The organism is Bacteroidota bacterium (assembly GCA_016720935.1).
Classification (GTDB): domain Bacteria; phylum Bacteroidota; class Bacteroidia; order AKYH767-A; family 2013-40CM-41-45; genus JADKJP01.
The window spans coordinates 191,165-210,600 of sequence record JADKJP010000003.1; the positions used below are offsets into that span (position 1 = coordinate 191,165).

General features: G+C 41.1%; 17 protein-coding genes. 14 read left to right on the top strand and 3 right to left on the bottom strand.

Features of this window, described 5'->3' with window-relative positions; genetic code table 11:
• Positions 1-577: 577 nt before the first annotated feature.
• From IPP86_03285 to IPP86_03310, 6 genes are all read left to right on the top strand, one after another.
• On the top strand, positions 578-2,071 hold the full coding sequence (locus tag IPP86_03285) for a pyruvate kinase (GenBank protein ID MBL0137539.1): 1,494 nt from the start codon (positions 578-580) through the stop codon (positions 2,069-2,071).
• A gap of 148 nt (positions 2,072-2,219) precedes the next feature.
• The gene (locus IPP86_03290; GenBank protein ID MBL0137540.1) at positions 2,220-3,410 is read left to right on the top strand and encodes a molybdopterin-dependent oxidoreductase; all 1,191 of its coding nucleotides are present in this window, start codon (positions 2,220-2,222) and stop codon (positions 3,408-3,410) included.
• Positions 3,411-3,758: a hypothetical protein gene (locus IPP86_03295; protein ID MBL0137541.1), complete on the top strand. Its 348-nt coding sequence runs from the start codon at positions 3,411-3,413 to the stop codon at positions 3,756-3,758.
• A gap of 162 nt (positions 3,759-3,920) precedes the next feature.
• Positions 3,921-5,261 (top strand): amino acid permease, encoded by a 1,341-nt coding sequence (locus IPP86_03300; protein ID MBL0137542.1) that lies wholly within the window; start codon positions 3,921-3,923, stop codon positions 5,259-5,261.
• Between the two features lie 46 nt (positions 5,262-5,307).
• Entirely contained in the window at positions 5,308-5,763 is a 456-nt protein-coding gene (locus IPP86_03305) for a 3-oxoacyl-ACP synthase (protein ID MBL0137543.1), read from the top strand.
• A 352-nt stretch (positions 5,764-6,115) separates the two neighbouring features.
• Entirely contained in the window at positions 6,116-6,757 is a 642-nt protein-coding gene (locus tag IPP86_03310) for a hypothetical protein (protein MBL0137544.1), read from the top strand.
• Between the two features lie 24 nt (positions 6,758-6,781).
• On the opposite strand, the gene IPP86_03315 is transcribed toward IPP86_03310, so the two are convergent.
• Positions 6,782-7,792 carry a SpoIIE family protein phosphatase gene (locus IPP86_03315; protein ID MBL0137545.1) on the bottom strand — a complete coding sequence of 337 codons (1,011 nt, stop codon included), beginning with the start codon at positions 7,790-7,792 and terminating at the stop codon, positions 6,782-6,784.
• A gap of 389 nt (positions 7,793-8,181) precedes the next feature.
• Between IPP86_03315 and IPP86_03320 the strand changes: the two genes are divergently transcribed.
• Together IPP86_03320 and IPP86_03325 are read left to right on the top strand one after the other, a co-directional pair.
• The gene (locus IPP86_03320) at positions 8,182-8,736 is read left to right on the top strand and encodes a hypothetical protein (GenBank protein ID MBL0137546.1); all 555 of its coding nucleotides are present in this window, start codon (positions 8,182-8,184) and stop codon (positions 8,734-8,736) included.
• A gap of 15 nt (positions 8,737-8,751) precedes the next feature.
• The gene (locus IPP86_03325) at positions 8,752-9,129 is read left to right on the top strand and encodes a DUF1987 domain-containing protein (GenBank protein ID MBL0137547.1); all 378 of its coding nucleotides are present in this window, start codon (positions 8,752-8,754) and stop codon (positions 9,127-9,129) included.
• 189 nt (positions 9,130-9,318) lie between these two features.
• Here the strand turns inward: IPP86_03325 and IPP86_03330 are convergent, their stop codons facing one another.
• Both IPP86_03330 and IPP86_03335 read right to left on the bottom strand, forming a co-directional pair.
• Positions 9,319-12,369, bottom strand: coding sequence for an ATP-binding cassette domain-containing protein (locus IPP86_03330; GenBank protein ID MBL0137548.1), 3,051 nt, complete (start codon positions 12,367-12,369; stop codon positions 9,319-9,321).
• A gap of 191 nt (positions 12,370-12,560) precedes the next feature.
• On the bottom strand, positions 12,561-13,421 hold the full coding sequence (locus tag IPP86_03335) for a hypothetical protein (protein MBL0137549.1): 861 nt from the start codon (positions 13,419-13,421) through the stop codon (positions 12,561-12,563).
• 313 nt (positions 13,422-13,734) lie between these two features.
• On the opposite strand from IPP86_03335, the gene IPP86_03340 reads away from it, so the two are divergent.
• From IPP86_03340 to IPP86_03365, 6 genes are all read left to right on the top strand, one after another.
• Positions 13,735-14,202 (top strand): dCMP deaminase family protein, encoded by a 468-nt coding sequence (locus tag IPP86_03340; protein ID MBL0137550.1) that lies wholly within the window; start codon positions 13,735-13,737, stop codon positions 14,200-14,202.
• Positions 14,203-14,338: 136 nt separating this feature from the next.
• Positions 14,339-15,964, top strand: a complete 1,626-nt coding sequence (locus tag IPP86_03345; protein ID MBL0137551.1) for a S41 family peptidase — start codon at positions 14,339-14,341, stop codon at positions 15,962-15,964.
• A 34-nt stretch (positions 15,965-15,998) separates the two neighbouring features.
• Positions 15,999-16,730, top strand: coding sequence for a phosphatase PAP2 family protein (locus IPP86_03350; GenBank protein ID MBL0137552.1), 732 nt, complete (start codon positions 15,999-16,001; stop codon positions 16,728-16,730).
• A gap of 79 nt (positions 16,731-16,809) precedes the next feature.
• On the top strand, positions 16,810-17,424 hold the full coding sequence (locus IPP86_03355; protein ID MBL0137553.1) for a superoxide dismutase: 615 nt from the start codon (positions 16,810-16,812) through the stop codon (positions 17,422-17,424).
• A gap of 185 nt (positions 17,425-17,609) precedes the next feature.
• The gene (locus IPP86_03360; GenBank protein MBL0137554.1) at positions 17,610-18,305 is read left to right on the top strand and encodes a glycosyltransferase; all 696 of its coding nucleotides are present in this window, start codon (positions 17,610-17,612) and stop codon (positions 18,303-18,305) included.
• 4 nt (positions 18,306-18,309) lie between these two features.
• Positions 18,310-19,311, top strand: coding sequence for a DUF288 domain-containing protein (locus IPP86_03365; protein MBL0137555.1), 1,002 nt, complete (start codon positions 18,310-18,312; stop codon positions 19,309-19,311).
• Positions 19,312-19,436 lie beyond the last annotated feature (125 nt).

Here is a 19,436-nt window from a genome sequence, read left to right on the forward strand (position 1 = left end):
AAATTAATTGAAAAAGAAGGTAAAAGGATAAAATAAAAGGCTACCATCGGATGGTAAATTAATTTTTTTGCAGGCTAAAAAAATCACTGAAGAGTGATCTCTCCGGCTAACGGTACGAAGATAGGAGAAGCGCTATCTTTCTGGATTATTCAACTGTTAAGAAAGATGGAATTTTGACGAATCGACGAATTTGCTTGGTAGAAACTCTCGGAAAGTAGCTCTGGGCAAGCTTTTCGTAGTTTTTCAAATGTTAATGGAGTATGTAAATAGATTGTTACATTATAAAATCAGCAAATAAATGCAGATGCTAAAAACTGCTTTTTCGCAGTTTTAATGAAACGACTACGAAATTGTTATGATTTATTTTGACCTTCAAGGGATTAGTTGTTTATCATCTTTTTTGCACCGAATTATTAAAGATTTTGAAATAAAATTTTAAGAATTCTCTTGTTGAACCCACCGATGTCATGTATTCTTTTTTGCGAATGAGATAATTTTGAATAGTGTTAAAAGACAAATTCTGATAGTTGAAAACAAATTGAGCAATGCAATATTTTATTATTAATATTCTTAATTTATGGAAACCACCAATAACGTAATTTCAAATCTTGAAGCGTTAAACCAAAAAATGCGGATTGTTTCAATAGATAACGAAAGCATAATAAAGGAAGTTGATGCAAAGCAGGAGTTGAGTGCTGAAAATTTACTACACTACCTGTCATTACGAAGTGAAGATATTCGCAGTTTGCAAGATGAACTGCATGTTCTCGGTCTATCCTCCCTGGCAAGCAGTGAGAGCCATATTCACAGTCAGATCCTGGCAATTCTTCAGGTTCTGGGGCAACAAAATGCTGCTGACAACCGAGCAAAGTGTGATTACATTCAGGGAAAAAAAATTATTGCGGAACGATGCGTGCAATTATTCGGGTCAAAATCCGATCCTTTGATCCCGTATATTATGGTCACATTCGACACGGATTTTGCTGAAAACAATCATCTGATTAAAAAACTTTTGAAAAGCGGGATGAATGTAGCCCGCATTAATTGTGCTCATGATGATCAGGAGACGTGGACGAAAATGATTACTTTATTGCGTAACTCATCCGATGAATTACAACTTCCATGTAAAATTTATATGGATCTCGCAGGTCCTAAGATGAGAACTGTTTTATTGGGCAAGGGAAAGAAGGACGGAAAAGTAATGCTGCATGAAGGAGAGTTCATCTCCTTTGCGGAGAGTGATGCTGATTTTGATCCCCTGACTACTGTCATTGGTTGTTCTGAAAAAGGTGTTGTATCACAATTGAAGACCGGTCAAAGAGTAATGTTTGACGACGGACTCATTGCCGCAAGTGTGCTGATTGTGGACAACAACATAGCCACTTTACAGATCCAAAGAGTCTCTACAAAAAAATCCATGTTGAAGGCGGAGAAAGGAATGAATTTTCCCGACTCTCATCTCAAATTGCCTTCCCTTACACTACAGGATTTGGAAATTCTTCCCTTTGTATGCAAAAATGCCGACTTGATTGGTTATTCATTTGTTCGCAGTGCGGAGGATATAAAGTTATTGCAGGATGAAGTGGATAAAAATGGCGGTGAAGGTTCTCTCATTCTGAAGATTGAAACACCTGAAGCTGTGGACAATCTTCCCGCTCTGTTGTTGCAGGGAATGAAACGCCCGTTCTTTGGTGTCATGATCGCCCGTGGTGATCTTGCTGTTGAAATCGGTTTTGAACGCATGAGCGAAATTCAGGAGGAGATTCTCTGGATCTGTGAAGCTGCGCATGTTCCTGTGATCTGGGCGACACAAGTTTTGGAGACATTAAACAAATCCGGAATCGCGACAAGATCAGAAGTGACAGATGCTGCTCATGCGGCGATGGCAGAATGTGTAATGGTCAATAAGGGTGAACATATTATCCAGGTTGTCGAAACTTTACGTGATATTTTGCACCGGAGTGGTGGCCATCATGTGAAGAAGAGATATACTTTTCGACCAATGCGTATCGCCAAAAGATTTTTTGATGAATTGGGTTCCGGATTCCCAATAAAAATCTCCGCCGGATAATCTGACAATTTCACTTTTCAATTTGGTTCTTATAAGGATAGCTGAAATAGGCTTTTATATTTGGAATTAAGACAGGAATTCCAGTATCTTTAAGCATTCAGGATCTCAAATTAACCTGAAGTAATACCCAATTCCGTATTTTATTTTCATGAGAAGAATTTCATTCCTCTTAATAATTTATTGCTTCACGATCTCCTGCAGCAGGAATACTCAGCATGAAGAAGAGAAGCCTGTTTCTTCGGCAAGCGAGGATGAATTGGTGGTGGCACCGGGAAAATCCGCTATGCGTCTTCTGACCGACAGGCCACCCAACCTTGAAACTCCCTTGAAATACTTCTTACTGGATTACACACCGAACGATGTGTTTTTTGTTCGTTGGCATATGTCCAACCTTCCTCCTGAAATTTCGGAGGATACATTTCGGTTAAGGATTGGGGGAGACGTAAAACATACTCTTGAACTTTCGTTGAAGGATTTGAAAACAAAGTTCAAGCCGGTTTCAATGGTCGCCCTGGCTCAATGTGCAGGCAATTCCAGAAGCTTTAATGATCCTTATGTTCCGGGCGGGCAATGGAAAAACGGCGCGATGGGGAATGCTAAATGGACCGGTGTAAGATTATCCGATTTACTAAATGAAGCAGGACTAAATAAAAATGCATTTGATATTTCATTTAACGGAATCGATGACCCTCCATTACCTGGAACTCCCGATTTTGTGAAATCATTACGTGCTGCAAAGGCAATGGACCCCGAAGTCTTTGTTGCCTACGAAATGAATGGTAAACCTTTGCCTTTGCTAAATGGATATCCATTGAAGTTGATTGTTCCCGGTTGGTATGCTACTTATTGGATTGGAATGTTAAATCAAATCACGGTTCATCCGGATACATTTGGTGGTTACTGGATGAAAAAATCATACCTCATTCCAAAGAACAATCGTGACGCGAATGAGCAAAAAGATAGTCTGTCGAAGGACATGGAGCCCATCAATAAAATGAATGTGCGAAGTCTTTTTGTTACACCTGAGCCGGATAGTATCATTTCATCTGGTTCGCCAATTGAAATACAAGGGCTGGCATTCGACGGAGGTGATGGAATAAATAAAGTTGAATTGTCAGAGGACAATGGAAAGAGCTGGAAAGAAGCAAAACTCGACCCTGAAATCGGGAAGTATTCCTGGAGGAGATGGCGCTATTCCTGGAAGCCATTGGCAGCAGGATCTTATTCATTCAAAGTAAAAGCTACCAATATACTGGGAGAAACACAACCTGAGCATCATTGGAACAGAAGCGGGTATATGAGAAATGAAATTGAAGAATTAAAACTGGAGGTCAAATAAATGAAATCCAGATCTACACTTCTCATCACTTTGTTTTGTTTCATCCAGTATTTGATGGTCTCCTGTTCTGACTCGAAGAAACAAAACGAAGTTCCAATTGAAAGCACAAAAATTCTTACACTGAGTGATGCCGGCTACCATTTGCCGGATCGACCGGGCAGTGATTTGTTTCTGGCAAATTGTGGTATTTGTCATTCTTATCGATATATACAAATGCAACCACCTTTTCCCAGAAAGACCTGGGAAAAAACTGTCGAAAAAATGGTTAAAAATTTTGGAGCACCAATTCCGGACTCATCCGTTGCACCAATTGTAGACTACCTTGTTTCCGTTCGTGGTGAGAAATAAAATTTTAAGGTGAAGAGTGAATGGTGAAGCGCCCTTGTTTGTTTTAGGAAAATATTCAAGCTTTTTCATTCATCAATTCAAAATCATCAATTCAAAATCATCAATCAACAATCAACAATCAACAATCAACAATCAACAATCCCCAATCCCCAATCCCCCTCTATGTCATCAACAGGCCTCAAACGTGAATTATCCCTTGTACAGGCTACCGCGATCAACATGATCGATATGGTCGGGATCGGGCCATTTATTGTGCTGCCGCTAGTAATCAAGATGATCGGTGGGCCACATTTTATTTTTGCATGGATAGTTGGCGCCGTGATTTCACTCGTAGACGGCATGGTTTGGGCAGAACTCGGAGCTGCTTATCCCAAAGCAGGAGGGAGCTATAATTTTCTGAAAGAAGCGTACGGAAAGAAAGGAGGAAAGATGCTTTCCTTTTTATACGTGTGGCAAACATTAATTCAGGCACCCTTGGTTGCCGCGAGTGGAGCCATTGGATTCTCACAGTATTGCACCTATTTGTATCCATTCACGCCGTTACAGCAAAAGATGCTTTCCGGGGGTATCGTTCTTCTTCTTGTATTTCTTTTGTACAGGAAAATTGAAACAATTGGTAAAATCAGTGTCATGCTTTGGGTCGCTGTTTTGGTAACCATTTCCTGGATGATCTTTGGCGGAATAACTTCGCACACGATTTCCAACAACTGGATTCCTGATAATCATTCGGATTTGTTTAGTAGTTTGTTTTTTGTTGCTCTTGGACAAGCTTCCGTAAAAACAATCTATAGTTATTTGGGATATTATAATGTTTGTCATCTTGGAGGCGAAATAAGAAATCCCGGCAGGAACATTCCACGCAGTATATTTATTTCCGTTTTCGGAATAGCTTTTCTTTATCTGGCAATGAATATCAGTGTGGTCAGTGTAATTCCCTGGCAGGAAGCTCAGAACTCCAGTTTTATCGTGAGTACATTCATTGAAAAGATCTACGGCCATCAGGCAGCTGTGATAGCGACCGGACTGGTGTTGTTGGTTGCATTCTCGTCTTTATTTGCTGTTCTCCTGGGATACTCCCGGATCCCCTATGCCGCGGCAGTGGATGGGCAATTCTTTCCGGTTTTTGCAAAACTTCATCCCACGAAAAACTTCCCTCACATTTCATTGTTATTCCTTGGTGGGGCAGCATTTATATTCAGTCTGCTTTTCAAATTGAGTGATGTGATCAGCGCTATCCTGGCCATGAGGATTCTCGTACAGTTTATAGGTCAGGCAATTGGAGTTGTTCTTTTACGAAAACGAAACGGAACCGCACATCTGCCGTATAAAATGGTTCTTTATCCTTTGCCCGTTGTACTGGCAATTCTCATCTGGATTTTTATTTTCGTCTCAACCGGATGGAAATTTGTACTTTCAGGCCTTACAGTAATTTCTTTGGGAATTATAGTCTACTTGTTGATGCCTGCTTTTGGAAAAAAAAATAACTCCGGAGAGGTAAGATAAGGGGAGGAAGAATTATAGTTTTTGCACCAGATTTTTATAATGAATTATGAATCCAAAATATAAAGTGAAATTGAAAAAATATGCTGAAGATATTCTTCAGCAACGTATAGATGCAGCTAAACAGGCGATGTTGAATGCACAGGATGCTGCCAATTCGGAAGATAAAAGTTCTGCAGGTGATAAATATGAAACAGCAAGGGCCATGGGTCAGCTTGATCGTGAAATGAATGCCAAACAATTCGAAGAAGCAAAACGTGAACTGGCTGCACTTCAGCAATTGTATGTTCTCGAAAGTTCACCTGTAGTTATTCCCGGATCATTTGTAAAAACGAATAAAGGAGATTTTTTTATTTCGTCCGGACTGGGTATCCATACTGTTGAAGGTAAAAAGATTGGTTTTCTGTCAGTGAAATCTCCTCTTGCTATTCCTCTGCTTGGCAAAGCTGTTGGTGACACTTTTCAATTCCAGGGCCAGCCGTGGAAAATTGAGGAATTGGTTTAATTTAGTTGTTAGTTGTTAGTTGTTAGTTGTTAGATTTTAGGTATTAGCTACAAAGTACCAGGTGTCAGGTTTATTTCTTAAAACCTGCACTTCCACTTACACTTACTCTCCTCTCAAAATTTATAAAGCACCGCCTCAGATTTTATTGGAGGCGTGATGATCCATTTTCAATTTTATGCTGTGAATTATTTTTTATTATTTCTAAGCACTAAGCACTAAGCACTAAGCACTAAGCACTAAGCACTAAGCACTAAGCACTAAGCACCACACAATAAATATGTAACCCATCCGTTACACTATCTGATGGACAATTTCTACTTTTTTCATTGCTCACACAAAAAACAAAAACCGTATGAAACGATCCATCATCCTTCTGCCTGTTTTGCTTTGTTTTATTTCTACCGCAAATGCGAAGTTGCTTGATTTTATGAAGCAGCCCGGTTCCGGTAATTTCTCTCTTGGAACCCGGAATACTTTCAGTATGTTTAATGATATCCCGGAAGAAACCCGTGGATTGGGAGTGGGCGGACAATACCGTATTCAGTTTGCGGAACGCATCAATACAGAATGGTACTTCGATTACATCACATCGTCTATTTTCAACAAGGCTATACGAAATGATTATCACATTGGATGGTCTGTAATGTATTACCCCGGGAAAACAGTTGATTTCACGAATGTTCTTCAGCCATATATAATCCTGGGTCATTGCTTCGATTACACAAAAGTTTTCGATAAAAATAACAGAGATTATTATAGCGATCGTGTAAGTCTGGCTACTCAGGGAGGACTTGGGATGCACATTAACATTACTAAAAGTCTGGACATTACTTTGTCAGGACAATACATGATGCATTTCGGAAAAGAAATAGAAGTCAGTCAGGAGGAAGGAAATTTGGTTCTCGAACGGAATCAATATTCCTCACCGGATGGTCATCTCCTGATGACTGCAAGTGTCAATTACAAATTCGGTAAATTGTGGAACCGATCCTGAGTGGTTTGAAAAGCTCTGGATGGATCAGATCCGGATTCCTGCTACAAGTACATCGTCAACCTGCTCGTAGCGGCCACGCCAGGATTCAAAATATTCATCCAGAGTTTTTTCCTGATCCTTCATCGGACTGCTATGAATGGACAAGAGAAGATCTTTGAATTTCCTGGTCATGATTTTTTTCCCCTGAACACCACCGAACTGATCAGCATAGCCATCAGAATACAGGTAGATCACATCATTCTCTTCTATCTTCAAGGTTTGCTGGGTAAAAACACGATCTTCATCCGGACGAAAACCTCCGATCGGAAGTTTGTCGGGTTTCAGTGAATCCGCGATGAAATTTCGGATGTAATACAAAGGCCTGTTCGCGCCGGCATAGGTCAGCACCATGGTTTGCAAATCAATGCTGCAAAGTGCGATGTCCATTCCCGCATGTGAATCGCTTTCTTTTTGTTTCAGCGCTTCTACAATTCCATCGTTCAGTAATTCAAGGATACGTGCAGGCTCTTTAACCTGTTTTTGTCCGATGATCTGATGGAGCAATGAACTTCCCACCATACTCATAAAGGCACCGGCAACACCGTGGCCGGTGCAATCTGCTATAGCAAGGATGACGGTGTTTTCCATTTTTTCGAAAAAATAAAAATCACCGCTCACAATATCTTTCGGTTTGTAAAGGATAAAAGCATCTTTGAAACTCTCGAGAATGGAATCTGTTTTCGGGAGGATAGCCGTTTGAATATTTCGTGCATAGTGCAGGCTGTCAATAATCTCCGCATTTTGCTGGGAAACGGTAAGGTTCCTTCTTTCGAGTTCCCATTTTTGAATCATGACCTGATGTGCACGTTCACTAAGCTTGTCCGTGAGATTTTTATTTTCTTCCCTGAATCGTTTGTTCACCCATCGGAAATACAAAATCCCGCCTGTCAAAATAAATATTATCAGAAAAATAAGGAACCAGGTGATGTCATCACTGAAAATTTGAGGGTCCGGACCATTCGGAACTGAAGTATAAAGCTGAAGCAGAATTGACACCTTCTTGCGGATATTAGAGCGTGAAAAGGATTGAATCAAAAAATACAGGCACTCCTTTCCACCATCGCAAAATACTCAAGAGAATCAATATTTGATAGTTTGACCGAAATCTTCTTGCCTTAGGAAAGCACAGGATGGGCTTGTTTAAGAATCAGTTGAATTCCACTCTTTTATTTCTATATCAAAAATGAAAAAAAACACTCATTTCCAAATCTCAAGCCTTTCCGGATGGTCCGGAATCCATCCAATAACGAACCTCTAACCACGAAGCACTAAGCACCAACCACTAAGCACCAACCACTAAGCACTAACCAAAATGCACCAACAAAATAACCCGACCCCTCTTGCAAAACCTGCTTCAATCCTCTACATTTGGTTTTTGACCGTTTATGGCCGACTTAAACATTTATGAGCTCTTTCTAAAGATGGAGGAGGACGATATTATTTTGTCCTTCAAGGGTGATATCACCCAGGAATTGCTTGCATCTGTTTATCAGATTATGGAAGCTCGTCTGGAAAGTGAAAAGGAGGAGCCAAAACGAAAGAAAAAATTCTACCACATCCTGGTCGAATGCCTTCAGAATGTATACCATCACATGGTTGATCTAAAGGAGGAGCATGGTCCGGATGCAATGGAAAGTACAGCGATATTTATGATCGGATACGGACCTCAAAATAGTTACCGTATCGTTACCGGTAATTTTATCGCAAAGGAATACGTTGACGGATTGCAAAAGAAACTCGAATACATTAATACATTATCACCCGAAGAATTAAGAACAGAATACCTTCAGCAACTCAGCACAACGGAACTTTCTGAAAAAGGTGGAGCAGGTCTGGGTTTGATTGACATGGCCCGAAAATCCGGACAAAAACTGGAATATAAATTTTACCCTGTTTCAGATTCACATTCGTTCTTCAGTCTTGGAGTTACAGTTCATTAAAAAATAATTTATCACATGGATCCCCTCATTATCGAAGAAAGCGTTAAAACACCATCGATCACATTCAATCCGAATACAGGTGTGTTGGAATTGAAAGGAAAATCAATTCCTGAAAATTCTCTGGAGTTTTACAAGCCCGTTTTTGAATGGCTGGATGCTTATTCAAAATCTCCTGCGCCTGCTACTGAAGTTCATATACGCCTCGATTATTTCAATACCAGCTCTTCAAAATGCCTGCTTGATATTTTCCGCCGTCTTGAACCTGCCAATAGCGGTGGTGCTACATCTGTAAAAGTTCATTGGTTTTATGAAAGTGACGATGAAGACATGATGGAAGCAGGGGATGATTACCAGGCTTTGGTGAAATTACCGTTCACCCTGATTAAAGTATAATTCAATTTTAAATTATCCCGGGAATTGAACAGTCTTGCAACGTAAAGTGCTCAAAGCTTTTCACAAAGTGCACTATAAGTTGATATGTACTGCCACCTTGTATCATTTGTGTGATCACAATTATCTTCGAGTTGAAAAATTGTTTCTATAACAGTTCCTCAACCAGATCCCTTAGCTTAAAAACAGCTTTTATTTTTTCCTGAATCTTTTCCCGACAGAAAGCAGTTTCCTGAACCAGTCGAAGCTCAGCGCGAAATACAGAAATACTGTCATCGACCAGATTACCATCAAATTCACCCAATACGTATCGCCAGCTTTTCCAAAGACATTTTTCACAGGAGCAAAAAACTGGCTGCGCAGGAATTTTTTATTGGGCTCCAGGATGAAAACAGGTTCATAGCGTTGTATGATGTGATCCTTATAAACTGCAACCTTCTCCAGTGAACGGTTGTTCCGCACAACTTCATCGAGCTCTTCGTTGCGATAATTCTTTTTCAGGGAAAGAAATGCTTCGTTCTTTTCTTCTGTATTCGTCATGACCGTGATCAATTCATCCTTGCGGTTGTTGGCATCGTTGAATTCATCGATCAGCTGATCATGCAAAGTATTTAGAAATGTACGTGCGGCCTGAATAACTTCCGCGTTCAGGTTGTTGCCGTTCAGTGATTGAATCTGCGGGAAGCGTTTGTCGGGATGGCTCTCCCCATAATCGCTCAATTCATTCCGCATCAAACGAATTCCGTTTTCAATCTCCTCCTTGCTTTTTCCGGCTTGCAATAATCTTTCGGTTTTGTCAAGGCTTTTTCTCATTTCAGAAATCCATAAATCTTTTCTGAAATACAACTGACTCACTTCTGCTTCCAGATCAAAAAAGTTCTTTTCGTATTCGTTATTCCTGAATTGATTCACAGCGAGTGCTTCGAAGGCCCAGCGCGAAGCCATAATGTCTCCGACCAGAGGGACTTCTTTCTGAGTAGTGATAACGGGGTTCAGTTTTTCAAAACGAACAATCACTCCACTCAATAAAATTTGTGGAATAATCAAAAATGGAATGAGAATGTAAATTGTAACTACCGAATCTAATGCCGAGGAAATATTCAGTCCGAGCAGATTGGCAAAACAGGAAGTCGTAAACAACACGAGGAAATAAGTTCCCCACATATCGTGAATACCAAGAATCAAATTGCCAATGACAAGAAAGGAAACCGTTTGAATGGCGGAAAGGATAAATAGCAAGGCAATTTTAGAGAACAGATAACTTTGCTTTGAAAGGTTCAGGAATTTTTCCCGCTGAAGTATTTTGCGGTCACGAATGATTTCTTCAGCACTCACGGATAATCCCAGGAAGAGGGAAACAATAACACAAATAAATAAATAGGCAGGTATATTTGGATTGTCGCTGAAAAAATAATCTGACTCAGGTCGTTTGTAACGCAGAATAAAACCAAGGATGATCGCCAGCACCGGAGCCTCCAGCAAATTGATCATCAGGTATTGTGTATTACTCAGTTTGCTCAGATAATCACGAGTAAAAAAGATTCTCCATTGTTTGAATGGGCCCGCTTTTTTATTTGTTTGTTCCGGCAATGGAGGAACCTCTTCGTTGAAGCCATTGGAATTGCCCTTTTCCTTATACAACGTATTCCATTCCGAAGGTGTAACTTTCCTGTTGCGGGTTTGATTTCCGAATTCGTCAAGCTCTTTCAGCTCAACAATATTGAACAGTTGTTCAGGGTTAATATTTCCGCAGGCAGGACATTCTCCTTCTTCAGCATCCGCAAGGTTAGCCTGACGTTTGAAATAAATAAGTGAATCAGATGGATTGCCGAAGAATATGGGAAATCCACCTACGTCAAGTAATAATAACTTATCAAACATTCTGAAAATGTCAGAGCTTGGCTGGTGAATAACCACAAATACCAATTTACCTGTCAAAGCCAGTTGTTTCAGCAGATCCATCACATTTTCAGCATCTCTTGATGAAAGTCCGGAAGTAGGTTCATCCACAAAAAGAATTCCGGGTTCACGCACAAGCTCCAGAGCGATGTTCAGTCGTTTCCGCTGACCACCACTGATCGTTTTGTTCAAAGGATTTCCAACTTTCAAATCTTTGATTTCAGTCAAACCAAGAGATTCAAGAGTGTTCATCACTTTCATACTGATCTCAGAATCCGGGAGGTTACCGTAGACCAGTTTAGTATTGTAAAAAAGGTTCTGAAAAACACTCAATTCTTCAATGAGCAAATCATCCTGTGGGATATTGCCAATCACTCCTTCAAGGTGAGCAGGATCAGAATAAACGTCAGTACCATTGACCAGCAATGCACCTGCAGAAGGTTTCGCTGTGCCGTTCAGCACACTTAGCAAAGTTGATTTTCCCGCACCGCTGCCTCCCATAATTCCAACAAGTTGTCCCGACTGAGCTGTGAAATTCAAAGAATGCAAACCTTTGGCACCACTCTTAAACTTGTATTCAAGTTCCTTTGCCTGCATGATGAGTCTGCTTTCTTCTTTCGTTTCAAGAAAGGGACGCAGCACATCACTGTAATAAAGCGGTTGAATTTTTTGTCCGCGCAATACAGCTCCTTGCGTGAATACGGATACTCTTTGAGGATCTACCGGTTGTCCGTTTACAGTAAGTGAATCTTTGCCTGAATAGCGGAGAATAAAAATTCCCGCGCGACGCAAATGCAAAAACCAGAGTGAGCCTTCCAGATCATGATGATGCAACTGAAGACCGTGTCGTACTTCCGGATTTTTATCGTGTTGAACAAGCAGGATCTGATGAGCGTCCAGTTTTTCTGCAGAAGTCTGAGGTTCGGTGATCGCCATGCAATACGCATGATCATCCGGCTCAATCGTGAATACATTCGCTACTGTTTCCAGGAACTCACGTTCAGGCTCTGTGATTTCTTCAGGAGAGCTGTACATGAATTCTGCAAGACGAATAAAGACAATATATTTCTGACGGGTATTTAGTTCCTTGTTGATCTCAGTACATATCCTCAACGCTTTGACTGAGCTGACCGCGAGTTTTTTTCTGACTTTGGTCGGATCTGCCACACCTTCGAGCAGATGCAATTGTTCATCAAACAGGGTGAGGTATTCAGGAATTCTTTGAAGACTGATTTGTTGTCTCAGAAATGATTCAACAACAGACCGGCTTTGCTGCGTCAATCGTTCGAGACTTGCACCAATTGCAAACAATTGCATTAAAGCCCTTAATATTCGCTCAGACATAAAATGATCAGGATGTAATAAATAGTGAATAGAAGAGTGGATGTGCATTTTCCTGGCCTTCCGGTCTCTCCATTCTGCAGCGTTGAAAGTAAAAATAAACTTTTAATAAGTCATAAAAAAAACCATGAACCTGTGGGTTCATGGTTTTTTCCTGAATCAGATGAGCAGGAATGTTTTAGACGGACAACAGACTATTGAATCATTTCCGCTCTCACCTTGGTGACAGCAGCAGACAAACCGGCCATGGTAGGTTTAGTAAGGTCAGCTGGTGATTTCACCGCGTCGAATGACTTTTTCAAAGTAATAAGCTGATCCTGCAAATTCTTTGAGCTTTGATATTTCTTTAATTCATCAAACAAACTGATGAGGTTTTCGAGATAGAGTTTCTGATTGTAAATTTTTTCAAAGATACCGGCATTGGCTTTTGTCTGATCCTGATTTTTCATCAGTTCGATACTCAGGTATTGAACTTCCATGATACTTCCTGCAAGTACATGTGCTGCAACTTCGAGACGGTGATTGCTGCGGAGATAAGCATCAGTCTCAGAATAAGCGCGGTCAATCATAGATACGAGTGAATCTTTGTTGTCAGCATTTTCACGGAAACGTTGAGTGAAAGTGTCGAATGTCTCCTGAACATTCAGTTTCTCTGATAATTTTCTTGTTGTAGAGTAGTACTCTAACAGGTCCTGATTTTGTCCATAGAAAGCGGCATACGCCATATCAATTCCGTACACGCCGTAGTTGATCGCTTTTTTATAGGCAGTATTGTATTTCTCCTCGTTGGAAGGAGAGTTCAACATTTCTTTATTGAAAGGAACATCATTCTGATAAATCGCGTTTATCATTTCCATTGGTGAAGGAAGATTGGCGATAGTATAGAAGAATTTGAAGTCGAGAATTTCTTTTGATTTTTTTGTAGCTGAATCTTCTACCAGAGTTGTTGAATCAGGCATTTGTGTTGATTCAGATTCAGACTTTTTTGGTTCATTGCTGCAGGAAGAAAAGAATAATAAGCCGGACAGGGCAATCGGGAAGAGTACCTTTTTCATGGATAGAGATTTGATGCAAAAATAATAATGAATGCCATATTTCAAAGTTTTTGAAGAATTTGGACTCATTTATAGTCACTTGATACCGGGTTAGTGACAATCTCTTTGCAGCTATTATCAAGGTTCAGTAACGCATTCCTACCTACTTTTGACCTTCCATGACAATTCCTAAAGGGAATTTTGGTTTTCAGAAGCTCGTAATCTTCTGTTTTTCAATTTGAGAAGAAATAGGTGGACCTGATACTATTGCCTGAATTCAGGTCTAAACAGGAAAAAGGAAGCACTTTCTCGTATCTTTGTATACTTTATGACAATGCATCGACCAACCTTCGACGAAATATACATGGGACTGGCCAGTAATCTGGCAAATAAGTCTCACTGTGTTAAAATAAAAGTAGGAGCAGTACTCACCAAAGACACCCGTATCGTTTCTCTGGGTTATAACGGCCCTCCGGCAGGAACTCACAATTGTGATCAGGAATGGCCTGAAACCGGTTGTCCACGCGACAGCAAAGGAAGCTGTTCCCTTGCCCTCCATGCGGAGCAGAATGCTATCCTATATGCATCAAAAAATGGTGTACCAATGGATGGGTCGACGCTCTATGTTACGCTGTCCCCGTGTCTTGCCTGCGCCAGGATCATCTTTACAATGGGAATAAAAAAAGTACTTTACCTGGAATCCTATGCCAGTTACAAGGGCATTCAAAGTGATGAAGGTGTTGATTTTCTTCGCCGTTTTGGCGTGGAGGTAATTCATTATCAGCTTCCGGCAACGGTTTGAAATTGAAGCCGGAAAAGCCGTGTTAATTTCTCTTAAAAAGCCCGATTTATCTGCCTTCAGCCCAAAACATTTTTTGGCATTCGGAGTTTAAAGAACTTACAGCATACATTAATCCTTACGTATCTTATCATCTTCCGTGAATAAAATAAAGCTCTGGTTACCCTTCGTTTTCGCGGCACTCCTTGCCGGTGGAATTTATATTGGAATGCGACTTAATGAACCGTTCAAAAACAATCGTTCGCTTTTCTCTTTTCGGACAGGACAGTTCAACAAGCTGAATGATGTAATCAATTACATCAACAGTGAATATGTAGATACAGTCAATCAAAAAAAGCTGGTTGAGTCAACAATTGAAGATATGTTGCACCAGCTGGATCCTCATTCAGCCTATATTCCATCGGATGAATTGCAGGCCATGAACGAACCTCTTGAAGGAAACTTCGATGGTATCGGTGTTGAATTTCACATACAAGAAGATACAATCATGGTGGTTTCCGCAGTAGCCGGAGGTCCGTCTGAACAACTCGGGATTCAACCGGGCGACAGAATTATCAAAGTGGATGGGAAAAATGTGGCCGGTATCAACATCACAAGCAATCAGGTCATGCAATCTCTCCGTGGTCCGAGTGGAACGAAAGTAAAGGTGACCATTTTCAGAAAAACCAATGGGCAGACAAGAGACTACCTCATCACGCGGGGAAAAATTCCGATTTATAGTGTGGATGTAGCTTACATGCTGAATAAAGAAACGGGATACATCAAGGTGAGTCATTTTGCTGACCGGACTTATGAAGAATATCTCGATGGATTTATGAAGCTGAAAGAGAAAGGAATGAAAAACCTTGTTCTTGATTTGCGCGGAAATCCGGGTGGATATCTGAAAACAGCGATACAAATCGCGGATGAATTTCTTCCTGATAAAAAACTTGTTGTATATACTCAGGGAAGATCACGTCCAAAAGAACCATTTTATGCCAGCGAAAGAGGATTCTTTGAAACGGGTGCCCTGGTTGTTATGATCGATGAAGGAAGCGCCTCCGCGAGTGAAATTGTAGCGGGAGCATTGCAGGATTGGGATCGTGCTACACTTATCGGACGAAGATCTTTCGGTAAAGGACTGGTGCAGGAACAAAGCGAGTTTCCCGATGGTTCTGCTATCCGTTTAACCATTGCCCGCTATTATACTCCTACAGGAAGATGTATCCAGAAATCATACGAAGGAGGATATGAAAATTACGAGAACGAACTTTATGAGCGCCTGAAAAAAGGAGAGTTGCTTTCTTCCGACAGCATTCATTTTACCGATTCTCTCAAATTCAAAACTCCGGGCGGGAAAATTGTCTATGGTGGTGGTGGTATCATGCCCGATGAATTTGTAGCAATGGATACTACCGGAAGTTCAGCCTATTATGGTGATGTAAATAGCAAAGGATTAATCAATCAGTTTGCATACAATTACCTTGATAAAAACCGGGCTGATTTTGAAAAATTCAAATCATTCGAAGCGTTTAATGCAGCATTCAATACGACTGACCAGATATACAATCAGTTCCTTGAATTTGCTGTAAAGAGCGGTGTTCCTGTCGATGAAAAAGGTTCTCGCATTTCCGGTGGAATTATTCGTGTTCAGATTAAAGCCTTAATTGCAAGACAGATCTGGAAGAACGATGGTTTTTATCCTGTGGTACATACACTGGATGTAGCATTGAAAAAAGCCATTGACATGGTCGAGCACAAACAAGTGGCAGTCAAAGGTGATTGATGGTTTTCTTTCGCGCCGATATTTGACGGGAACAATGGTGAAAAGAATTTTTGCACCCTTGCTTTTACTGTTGCTGATTGATGGTCATCACAACTGTCTTGCTCAGATCCCATACCGTCTTCATTCGCCCGAAGAGTACATTACCGCCGGAGGTTTAATCGGTTTTAATATTGGCGGAAACATTCTGTACAAACACAAATCCGGTTTATCGCCTGATGAAATTTCCAGACTGAACAATTCATCGATAAATACTTTCGACCGTCCTGCGACACTTCGTTATAGTAGAACATCCGCGCAGATAAGTGATGACCTGCTTTTTCTGGGTCTCGTGACTCCGACAACTTTATTTTTCGGAAAAGAATTTCGTCATGATGATCTTGCCGTTTCGGTGATGGCCATTGAGTCCATTCTGCTCACTGCTGCAGAAGTTCAACTTGTCAAAGGTCTGGTAAAGCGCAAACGGCCTTTTGTCTACAATCCATCAGCCCCACTTTCAGAAAAGAGAAAACCTGATGCAACCGCGTCATTTTTCTCAGGACATACTGCATTAACAGCCACAGCCGCGATGTATACGGCATCAGTTTACACCTCTACCCATCCAAACCGCTCTCGTGATCCCTGGATTTGGGCAGGCGCGGCAGCACTACCAATTGCTACCGGTTATTTTCGTTACAGAGCCGGTAAACATTTTCCATCTGATGTCCTTGCAGGCCTTTTAATTGGCAGTTTGAATGGTATCCTGATTCCACAATTGCATAAACGATGAAACTGACAGGATTAACCTGTTTTTTTTGTGCAAAAAATAAAACCCTAACTTTGCACAGTTTTACTATTTAAATCTACATATCATGTCATTCGAACTCCCAAAACTACTCTACGCATACAATGCGTTGGAACCGCATATTGATGCGCGCACGATGGAAATCCATCATACCAAACATCACCAGGCTTATGTTACCAATCTGAACAATGCCATTGCAGGTACAGATGCCGAGAAGATGTCTATTGAAGATATTTGTAAAAATATTTCCAAATACCCAATGCCTGTTCGTAACAACGGAGGTGGTCACTATAACCACAGTCTGTTCTGGACACTCATGAAGCAGGGTGGCGGCGGCACTCCGACAGGAGCTCTTGCTGAAGCCATCAATTCCGCGTTTGGGAATTTCGATGAACTGAAAACAAAATTCAATGCCGCAGGAACTACTCGTTTCGGAAGCGGTTGGGCATGGCTCACCGTTGGTGCAGATAAAAAACTGGTTGTAAGCTCTACTCCAAATCAGGACAATCCCCTGATGGACATTGCTGAAGTGAAAGGCAGTCCGATCATGGCACTGGATGTTTGGGAACATGCTTATTATCTGAACTATCAAAACCGTCGCCCTGATTATATCGCTGCCTGGTGGAATCTTGTCAATTGGGATGAAGTTTCCCGGTTGTATGCAGCCGCGATCAAATAAGGAACAAGCTTTTTCTATTGAGCAGAGCCCGGGTATGTTTTCATATCCGGGCTTTGTTTCAATTTTTTGCCATAACCTTTTCGCTTCGTATCTTGCCCCTCATGGAATCATTCGGGACGGATAAAATCAGTACGCATCCGAATTTATATTATTTAAGAGCATACAACTTCGCTGTTGTTATTCCGATGGCGAATGAAGAACCTGATTTTTTTCCATTTGTTGAAGCTCTTACACAAGTACTTGACTTTTTGCAATCCGGGAAAGTCTATTTTGTGGTGGATGAGGTTTCAAAAGATAAAACGAGAGATTTGTGTACAGCACTTTCCGAAAAAGACGCTCGGTTTGTTACAGTCTGGGCTCCTGAAAATAAAAATGTTGTCGACGCCTATATTCGCGGATACCGTGAGGCTTGTCCCCATCATGATTTTGTAATTGAAATGGATGCCGGATTGTCTCATGACCCACGGGCCATACCCATGTTCCTGAGAGTACTTAACGAAGGAAATGAATGCGCGTTCGGAAGCCGGTTTATGAACGGTGGTTCCATCTGGCAATCTTCTTTTAAAAGAATATTTCTTTCCCGGATGGGAACAATTTTGTCCAATATTCTTCTGGGTTCACGCATGAAAGACATGACATCCGGATTTCAGGGATTTCACAGTTCCGTTGTCAAAGAACTTCTTGCTTATCCTTTAAAGTCGAAGGCTCATTTTTATCAGACAGAAGTCCGTTATTTACTTCGTAAAAAAAGATACATTGAAGTTCCAATACACTACAGGGCACCCTCTCCAAGTGTCTCTCGGAAAGCAATCCTGAATTCGATCCAGGTGCTTTGGTTTTATTTTGTTCAACGCCTGACTTTTCAGGCCAAATCTCTTTGAGTTCATGATGGATACTGCTTTGGTAATCACTTCAATCGCTGCTTCCGGCCATCCTGTCCTGAATGCTTATGCTTCCCATTGTAAAAAAGCCGGCATTCCTTTTTACATGATTGGCGACAAAGCTTCTCCATCTGATTTTATCCTGGAAGGCTGTGATTTTTACAGCCTCGAACGCCAGCGTCAGCTTGATTTATCCATCGTTAAACTATTGCCCGAAAAACATTATGGAAGAAAAAATATCGGATATCTCCTGGCAATACGAAATGGTGCAAAACAAATTCTTGAAACAGATGATGACAATTATGCTCATCCCGAGTTCTGGGCAGAAAGAAACAGAATTGTTCCAGCCCACCCGCTTCAGGAAAAAGGTTGGGTGAATGTCTATGAATACTACACCAAGGCGCGGATCTGGCCAAGAGGATTTGCCCTCGAAAAATTGCAGGATGCATTGCCTCCACTCAGTGATTTCAATGTAAAAGATTGTGATTGTCCCATTCAGCAGGGATTAGCCAATGAAAACCCGGATGTGGACGCGATTTATCGTCTGATCCTTCCTTTGCCTTTGAATTTTGAAGGTGATGCGAAAATTGCATTGGGAAATAAAACCTGGTGCCCGTTCAATAGCCAGAACACAACCTGGTTCAAAGATGCTTTTCCATTAATGTATCTTCCCTCTTATTGCAGTTTCCGGATGACCGATATTTGGAGAAGTTTTATCGCCCAACGTATCGCCTGGGAAAATAACTGGAGCATTCTTTTTCATCCTGCAACCGTTTGGCAGGAAAGGAATATGCACAACCTGATGCGGGATTTTGCTGATGAAATTTCAGGTTACACCAACAACCTCCGTATCGCCGAAACTCTCGAAAAGCTGGATCTGAAATCCGGACTCAATAATCTCGGTGGAAATTTGCACCGGTGTTATGAAGCCATGGTCGGACTGAACCTTGTTGACGCGAAAGAAATTCCTCTGGTGGAAGCCTGGCTCAGGGATCTGGGACAATAAACACACTGTTTTATATTTTATTTTTCATTTGACGGAACCTGTTTTGTGATTCTGCGTTAAGCGCGGTCATTTCGATTTTTTTCATTCTGACAGCCAAAAAAACAATCTTTTGGTTCAGCAACATA